General features: G+C 57.3%; 8 protein-coding genes. 3 read left to right on the top strand and 5 right to left on the bottom strand.

What is annotated here, in order from left to right; translation table 11 throughout:
- The first annotated feature begins 111 nt into the window (after positions 1–111).
- Positions 112–1122, top strand: coding sequence for a 4-hydroxythreonine-4-phosphate dehydrogenase PdxA (gene pdxA, locus RDV48_31425; GenBank protein ID MDQ7827347.1), 1011 nt, complete (start codon positions 112–114; stop codon positions 1120–1122).
- 29 nt (positions 1123–1151) lie between these two features.
- Here pdxA and RDV48_31420 read toward each other — a convergent pair whose 3' ends face one another.
- From RDV48_31420 to RDV48_31405, 4 genes are all read right to left on the bottom strand, one after another.
- The gene (locus RDV48_31420) at positions 1152–1631 is read right to left on the bottom strand and encodes an ankyrin repeat domain-containing protein (GenBank protein MDQ7827346.1); all 480 of its coding nucleotides are present in this window, start codon (positions 1629–1631) and stop codon (positions 1152–1154) included.
- 139 nt (positions 1632–1770) lie between these two features.
- A complete protein-coding gene (locus RDV48_31415; protein ID MDQ7827345.1) occupies positions 1771–3075 on the bottom strand; it encodes a hypothetical protein in 1305 nt (434 codons plus the stop codon).
- Positions 3076–3300: 225 nt separating this feature from the next.
- Positions 3301–4074 (bottom strand): ankyrin repeat domain-containing protein, encoded by a 774-nt coding sequence (locus RDV48_31410; protein MDQ7827344.1) that lies wholly within the window; start codon positions 4072–4074, stop codon positions 3301–3303.
- Between the two features lie 8 nt (positions 4075–4082).
- Complete coding sequence (locus tag RDV48_31405) at positions 4083–4877, bottom strand: hypothetical protein (GenBank protein ID MDQ7827343.1); 795 nt, start codon at positions 4875–4877, stop codon at positions 4083–4085.
- A gap of 466 nt (positions 4878–5343) precedes the next feature.
- Here RDV48_31405 and RDV48_31400 point away from each other — a divergent pair, with 466 nt between their 5' ends.
- Together RDV48_31400 and RDV48_31395 are read left to right on the top strand one after the other, a co-directional pair.
- Positions 5344–6276 (top strand): CHAP domain-containing protein, encoded by a 933-nt coding sequence (locus tag RDV48_31400; GenBank protein MDQ7827342.1) that lies wholly within the window; start codon positions 5344–5346, stop codon positions 6274–6276.
- 278 nt (positions 6277–6554) lie between these two features.
- Positions 6555–7238 (top strand): hypothetical protein, encoded by a 684-nt coding sequence (locus tag RDV48_31395; protein ID MDQ7827341.1) that lies wholly within the window; start codon positions 6555–6557, stop codon positions 7236–7238.
- Positions 7239–7305: 67 nt separating this feature from the next.
- Here the strand turns inward: RDV48_31395 and RDV48_31390 are convergent.
- On the bottom strand, positions 7306–7878 hold a 573-nt coding region (locus RDV48_31390; protein ID MDQ7827340.1), incomplete at its 5' end, for an HNH endonuclease signature motif containing protein.

Genomic DNA, 7878 nt, shown 5'->3' with positions numbered 1-7878 from the left:
TTGTGTCCACAATCTCCCACAGGCATTTTCATTGCGAGTTATGCAGGGCTCTCCTGCCCGGAGGTTGCCCTTGCCATGAGATCCGTGCTATAATGAGAGTCCAGGAGCACCATGGAGAACGAAAACCCTCTGCTGATTCTCTCGACGGGAGATCCTGCGGGAATTGGCCCGGAGATAGCCGTCAAGGCCCTTGCCGCTCTGAAGGGAAGCCTTCAGGGAACAGTAATACCTGTCTTTGACAGGGATACACTGCGGGACGCCCTTTCCCTTACGGGGCTCCCCCTTGTCCCCCTCGAGATTGAAAAACCGGAAGATGCCTTCTCAAGCCCTCCCGGCTCGCTCCCCTATATGGCGGTCCCCCCCTGGACGGAAGGCCCTGTTCCCCGCTCTGTGCCTTCCCGTGCCTCCGGTGAGATGACCCTGGCGATTCTCAGGAAGGCCTTCGATCTCTGTGGCGCCACAGAAGGCTCCGTCCTTGTCACCGGCCCTGTCAACAAGGTGAGCCTGGCCATGGCGGGGTGGGAGGGTGTGGGCCACACGGAAGTGCTCAAGGCATGGGCAGGGGCCGGCGATGTGGAGACCGTCTTCTGCCTTGGGGAGCTCTGCGTCTTTTTTCTCACGCGCCACATGAGCCTCAGGCAGGCTCTCGGCGAGGTGAGGGAAGAAAAGGTCTTCCAGGGCATTATGAGCATTCACCGTCATATGACCTCGCTGGGGTTCAAAGAGCCGAGGATTGCCGTGCCGGGTCTCAACCCTCATGGTGGTGAGGGGGGGCTTTTCGGCAGGGAAGAGATCGAGGAGCTTGAGCCGGCCATCGCAAGGGCGAGGGCTTCCGGAATCACTGTTCTGGGGCCTGTGGGAGCCGACTCCCTCTATCATCAGGGCCTTGAAGGCGCTTGTGATGCCATTCTCTCCCTCTACCATGACCAGGGGCACATTGCCCTCAAGACAAGGGATTTTTATGGCACCGTCACCATGACCCTGGGGCTTCCGTTTCTGCGGACCTCTGTAGACCATGGCACGGGCTACGATATCGCCTGGCAGGGGAAGGCATCGGAGCGGAGCCTCCTTGAGGCCTTCAGGCTTGCCCTGCGCCATGGAGCTGTCAGGAATAGCCGGTAGCCGGCAGGGCCACTCAGTGAAGCGCTTTCTTAATGCTGGGCCCCATGCCTGCGCAGCATTGCCTCGATCTCAGGGAGGTGGTACTGCACTGCCATCTCCAGCGGCGTCCAGCCCTTGTTCTCCTTGGTGTGGATGTCGGCCCCCTTCTCGATGAGGAACTCGGCAATATCGCCGTATCCTTCCAGGACGGCGTTGTGGAGGGGGATGAGGCCATAGTTATCTTTGGCGTTCACGTCGGCGCCGTGCTGGACGAGCATCTCCGCAGCTTTCAGCGATTTTGCCACGTGGAGCGGGCGGTAGCCGTGGTCGTCAGGGGCATTGGGGTCGGCGCCGCGCTCGAGGAGGAAGCTGACGAGTTCGAGGTTGTCCGCTTCCACGGCGATGCGGAGGGGCGATGAGCCATGCTCATCGCGGGCGGAGATCAGCTCGCCGTCCTCGTCAAGTATCGAGCGGGCCAGGGTAAGGTTTCCGCTGTTAACGGCGGCAAAAAAAACGTCAGGTACTGCCATCGTGCTGCTCCTTTTCATCAAGTATCAGAATATCATTCTTGCCCCGGGGGCTCTTTCCCTGGAAAAAGGGAAAAATTCCCGCCGTCATGAAAAAGGGAGCCGGTTTCCCGGCTCCCCGCTGTTTTCAAGACGATAATCCTCAGATCAATGCATAGGCGCCATGGAGGCCCCAACGGGACGGTGCGGTCTCACGCCCGTAGCCGTCTACCTTTCCATTCGTCGCGTAAAGGCAATGGCCGCTGTTCCAGGTAATGGCGATCTCGTGGTTGGGAATGTCACGGGTGCTTATCTTCTTGGTGTGATCCTGGATTCCCAGGAGCTTGATGGGATACTCGATCTGCTCGCCGTTATTGAGGCTGTGGCAGGCCCTTGCAAAGGAGCTTGCGCCTTCGTGGCGATTCTCCAGCGCCCGCTTCGCCATGGCGGCATAGCAAAGGTTCGCGTAGTCAAGCTCCTCGCCTGAGCCTCTGAAGCTGCTCATGCGGGTTGCCGTCTTGAGCTCGTCGGCACTGACCTTCACGTTTTTGCCGTCCTTGAGGGTAAGGTCGTAGCTGCCGTCAGCGTTTTTCTGCGCCTTGTTGAAGACCTGGTTTCCCCACTTGTGCATTGCCGCCTTGATGGTGGCCACGGAGACGCAGTTGCCTTCTGAGCCCTGGCGCCATGACGAGATGAGGTTTCCCCATTTCTTGGGGTTCGTGCCGTTGGCGCCGTTGGTGCCGCTGTTGTCGATGCCGTTGTTGTTACCGCCCGTGCCGCCGTTGTTATTATTGTCTGCTGCCTTGTTGTTGTTCTGGCCGTTCTGGTTCTTCATCATGGTCTGCATCATCTGCGTCATCATCTGCATCATCTGCGTCATGGTCTGCATCATGGTCTGCATCATCTGCATCTGCATCTGCATAGGATTTACCGGGGGAGTCTTGGATGCGTCAGGCATTCCGTTGGCTCCCTGGGGTGCTCCCTGGTCTTCGCCGGCGCCTTTTATGGCCTCCTGGGCCTGTGAAGCGGCCTGATCCGCTCCCTGGGGAAGCAGGGGGCTCTGGGGCTTCATTGTTTCAAACTGCGCCACCTGCCCTCTCAGGTCTCCCGCCGCAGTGCTCAGGTCCTGCGAAGCTGCCGGCTGAAGGGTTCCCCGTGTTTCAGGGGCGCTCTCCTCTGTCTCCCGTGCGGCCTGCCTTTCCACGGGTGAGCCTTTCTCATTTTTAAGGCTCTCCCAGAGGCTTTTCCTGAAATCATCCGATGAGCCGCGCTCCTTCTCCTGGGCGGCCTGTTCTTTCTTCTCCTTGCTCTCCCTGGACATGCATGAGCAGTCGCTGCAGCAGGATTCCTTCTTTGCTGCGGGCTTCTCAGGCTGTTCCTCTTTCTTCTCTTTTTTCTCCGATGCCTGCTGATAAGAGGGCCGTACCGGTGATGAGGAGGTTTCTACTCTGGTTATCTCGTCTGCCATAATTTCACCCTTTCGTGATAGTCTTTCTCCAGCCCACGGAATATAAGTATTGTTTCTGCCATGGATTTCACCGGGAAGCCTTAAAAAGTGCTGAAAAGGTCCTGAAAAATAGCTGAAAAAGTAAACAGAAGGGGGACATTTTGTTAATATTTCCGCAGGGAGCCCTGTCTCGATTTTCACTTCCAGAGCCTCACGTACATCACCGTCGAGGTCCATGAGGTTCATTTATTCATGAGCGCCATGGGCGCGGAGCATCGCGGCGATCTCCTTATGGCCTTTTCCCAGGGCCAGCGCAAGAGGGGTTTTCCCCTCATTGTTTTTTGCATTCACCTGCGCTCCTTTTGAAAGCAGCAGGGCGACAAGTGCTGTCTTCCCGTCGCAGGCCGCATCGTGAAGAGGTGTGTCTCCATAAATACTCGGGGCGTCTATGGCGGCACCTTTGCCGATAAGCGCCAAGGCGGTATCTTTGTGGTTCCCGATTACTGCCCAGTGGAGCGGTGTCAGGTACGCATCGTTCGTGGCATTGACGTCGGCGCCTTTACTGATAAGAAGCTCAGCCATCCTTATTTTTCCGGCGCCGGCCGCCTCGTGGAGAGGGGTGGCGCCGTGATTGTCCCGGCCGTTCACATCGGTGCCCCGGGCAATGAGAAATTCAGCTACGTCCAGGTGGCCTTTTGCTGCCGCTTCGTGAAGTGGAGTGCGCCCAAGATCGTCTCGCCCGTTTACGTTGGCTTTCCTCGCGATGAGAAGCTCAGCCATGGCCCTGTCACCATAAAAGGCTGCGCTGTTGAGGGGCGGATCATAGCCCATCCTGGAACCTGTGACAGTGCTGTTGGCCAGCCCGGGGTTTACGGTGAGAAAGAATCTCACCGTCGAGGAGTGGCTTTTCACTATGGCGTCATCAACAAAGCGGGGGGCCAGCAGGAAAAAGACCGTGAAGAATGCCGCGGTAATAAGAACCGCTCCGATGGCGAAGGGGATGACGAGTCTTGGCTTCACCGGTTCCGCTATGCCGCCTGCTGCTGCTTTTTCTGCTGCGGGAGCGTCTCGATATGTTCGGGCCTGTTCACCGCCCTGGTCTGGTAGTGGACACAACCGTCACCGAGGGAAGGGATTACCGAAGCGTTGGCCTCGGTGAAAATCCACTGCTCCTTGCCGTTGTCGAATTTCACCTGGAGATAGACGTAGGTATGGCCTTTCGCCTTCTGGTAATCTTCATTGGGTATTGTCTGGTAGTAAGGGGTGATGGACTGGGGCCTCTGGCCTGTCGCCTTCTTCACAGCGTCGGAGAGCTTATCCATCATTGCCGTGTTGACGGTGCTGAGCTTCTCACCATTCTTGTCGGCCTTGATGCTGAGGAACTTGTCTCTCCAGCCATAGCAGTTCCAGCCTTTGTCGTTCTTCTTGTAGTCCTTGAACTCGCGGTCAAGGGTGTCCTTGACGCCGTCAAAGGCCTTCTGGAGGAGAGGGTCGCTGATTTTGTTCTGAAAGAGCTTTTCCCTGTATTTCACGGGGTCGTCCCACGTGGCTTTCGTGTCGTCGGGGCCCTTGCCAGTCTCCTTGGCGATGAGCGCAGAGGCATCATCGCCGCTCCCGCCGGTTTCACTGAGCCACCCGAAATCGGGCTTTGAGCCGCCTTTCCCGTCGTCGCCCTCTTCCTCGATGTCAACGGAATCATTCATCGCCGTCGGCGCTTCGGATGGGCCGCCGGAGGGCTCATCCGTGGGAGCCTGGGGTTTCCCTGGGACTGTGGAGCTCACGGGGGAGCTGTAGCTGGAAAAGTTCTCAAGAGTTCCTATCATTGTCGTCCCACCCCTTTTTGCCTGATATATTAATTGTATCTCATGGATGTTGCCGGGCTGTTAAGAATCTTTTAAGATACCGTCACGAAGTGATTAAGAAATCGTAATAAATGGCCCTGGCCACAATGTTAACAATAAGGCCACTCAATGTTCACATTTTCAGTTATTTTTCAAGCCTCTTTCAGCTTTTTTTGAGGCGGCGGGTTGAATAAGTTATTGATGGAAATGAAGTGCTTTGACAGAATATGCGGGAGAGAAAAATAAAGCAAGGAAGGTGTGCTCAATGGCAAATGAAGTGGCTGAGATCGGGAAAACTGGTGGCACAGGCAGCCGGAATGAGACTGGGACGAAAAATTATGACAGCAGAGCAGAAAGCTCTAAGCCTATGAGGGCTGCATCGCAGCCATTCGACTCAATTGCACAGGGCGACTTTTCGAGCCTGACCCGCGAAATACAGCAGCCATTTGTGAGATCGAACCCTCAGAGCCCGGTGGACAGCCAGCAGAACTTCCAGTCAATGCTGTGGGATTCGGTAAGCCAGGCAAAGCAGAACCTGATGGGGCCAGGGGCCCAGGACGGCTCGGGTCTCCTTCGTGGAGCGCCGGATTCAGGAGTCGCGGCAGCGTATGCCGGCGGAACAGGCGCCATGGCATCCGGTGCCGGTGCAGCCGCCTACGCCGACGGGACCGGAGCAGCAGCTTACGCCGGAGGGGCACCGCCCAATGGTGGAGCTGCACAGACAAATCCCCAGCAGATGATGATGCAGATGATGACGCAGATGACACAGATGGTGATGCAGATGATGCAGACCATGATGACCATGATGCAGCAGATGATGAAGAACAATGGCGGCAACAACGGCGGCAATAATAACAACAACAATGGCGGCAACAACGGCATCAATAATAACAACAACAATGGCGGCAACAATGGCGGCAACAACAATGGCAAGGTCAACGCGGGCGTTGACGGCCTCCTCCAGCATGCCAACCAGATGGTAGGCCTGGATGAGAACCGCGACACCGCTGCCATCAAGAAGATTACCGGCGAGAGCGGGATCAACCCAGCCACCACTCCCTGGTGCGCCGCCTGGGCCATGAACATGCTCAAGGATCACGGAGTGCTCGACACAAAAGGCCTCAGCAACCCCAACTATTGTCCCACTGTCAAATCATGGGGCAAGGAAAAGGGAATCTGGAAGGAGGGCGGGAGCGCTCCCAAGGCGGGCGACGCCATCCTCTTCGACTGGGACGGCGACAATACCCCCGATCACATAGGCATCGTGGAGAAGGTGGAGGGCGGCAAGGTCTACACCATCGAGGGAAACAGCAGCGACAAGGTGAGCAAGCGGAGCTACGCCCTCAATTCCGGCAGCATCGACGGCTACCTGAATACCTAAGAAGAGGGCTCCAAAGCCGCTTCGGGCGTGGCTGCCGTTGCCCCGCCCTGAAGGAGAGTAAGTGATAAAACCCGGGACTGTCACCGGGTTTTTCATGCTCCCGGCACCCTGGCATAGGCTCTCCCGGGTGGTGCGGTCAGGCGACGAGGGATATTCTTGAGGGTTCCCTGCAGCAAAAGGAATCCGCACGCTTACTGCGAGGCTCCTGCCATCATCACGGCAGGTTTCCCCCCCGCTGCCTCCTCCCCGATACTATGATACTTTTCAGGAGTGCCGTTATGATAACGCTTGCGAGGTACCATGAGTTCGTTGAAAGGGTCGAGGAGCTTGGCTTCATGTTTTTCTCGTCCCTGCTGCCGGGCTTCCCCTCTCTCGCAGGGGAGACTGATGAGGGGCAATGGCATACCGGTGACAGGGAGACCGACCCGTGGTGCTGGAAAGATCGGGCTGCCGAAGAGAAAAAGCTTGCTTACGGCTGCATACTGGGAGGTCACAAGGGTTTCGTGTCGCCGCAATGGTACCCGTTCTTCCATGCCGCCTGCCATCCTGAGGACTCAATGGAGGAGAGAAAGAGAGCGGGGCTTGTGAGCCAGGCCACATGGCAGTTATGGAATCTCTTTGATGACAGGATGCGGCTCAGCACAAGCGACATAAGGCGCAGGATGGGCGTAAAATCGAAGAAGAACGCCGGCCGGGTGGACAGGGCCACCCGGGAGCTTCAGCAATATTATTATATCACCGTCTGTGGCAGGACCCATAAAGTCAATATTTATGGCGAGCCTTACGGGTGGGCCATAAACCTCTTTGAAAGAGTCTCCGACTGGGTGCCTTCCGAGTGGATGAAAGATTACGCATCTCTCTCCCGGGAGGAAGCCCGGGAGGCGCTGCTTGAGCGGGGGCTTTCCATGGCGGGAAGTATAAGCCGCCAGGCGCTCGCGAAGATGCTCGGTTTCCGGCCATGACTTCCTGTCTTTTACCTGGGGGATAGCCACAGAGAGCAGAGGGCATATGAGGTGACCTGATTGAAGGTTACCGCTGATAAAGCAGTCCCGGCATTACCTCAGGCACATTCTGCCTGCCGCCTCCCGGGGGGATAAAGCATGGGCCCCGCTGTTTCATTCCCCTTTGATAGACAATGAAGGGCGTGCCTTCCGAGGGGGAGCCGAAGGTGAAGGTGAGATCATAGGGCGCCCTGCCCTTCACTGTGAGGGTTCCCAGGCCGTGCAGAAGGTGAAGATGGCAGGCCTCGCAGAGCACAATGAGGTTCCAGGGGTCATCGGTGCCGCCCTGGGAGCGCCTGATGATATGATGCACATGGAGGTTCCTGCGGCATCGGCAGCCGGGAGCCTGGCAGCGGAACCGGTCGCGCCTGAGAATTCTGTGGTGATGGGCCGCTTTTTTCAAGGTGCCCTCGGTCTTGAGATAGTCGGCGAGGAGCGCGGCAAGGAATTTTTCTTCCGGGAGTCCGAGGCTGTCGGAGCCTTCGGCGAGGGTAAGGCGGCTGAGAAAGATTCGGGCCGCCAGGTTCCAGACCTCAACAAGCTCCCGGGGAAGGAAGAACTTGATCGTCATAGTGCCTCTCCCCGCCGATGACGAGCCGCC

The organism is Candidatus Eremiobacterota bacterium, assembly GCA_031082125.1.
In the GTDB taxonomy this organism is placed as follows: domain Bacteria; phylum Vulcanimicrobiota; class CADAWZ01; order CADAWZ01; family Ess09-12; genus Ess09-12.
Note: the sequence above shows the minus strand (reverse complement) of the source record. Positions and strands in the feature narration are given on the sequence as shown.

Coding starts and splice junctions, on each gene's coding strand:
- pdxA (MDQ7827347.1), top strand. CDS start 112: ATGGAGAACGAAAACCCTCTGCTGATTCTCTCGACGGGAGATCCTGCG.
- RDV48_31420 (MDQ7827346.1), bottom strand. CDS start 1,631: ATGGCAGTACCTGACGTTTTTTTTGCCGCCGTTAACAGCGGAAACCTT.
- RDV48_31415 (MDQ7827345.1), bottom strand. CDS start 3,075: ATGGCAGACGAGATAACCAGAGTAGAAACCTCCTCATCACCGGTACGG.
- RDV48_31405 (MDQ7827343.1), bottom strand. CDS start 4,877: ATGATAGGAACTCTTGAGAACTTTTCCAGCTACAGCTCCCCCGTGAGC.
- RDV48_31395 (MDQ7827341.1), top strand. CDS start 6,555: ATGATAACGCTTGCGAGGTACCATGAGTTCGTTGAAAGGGTCGAGGAG.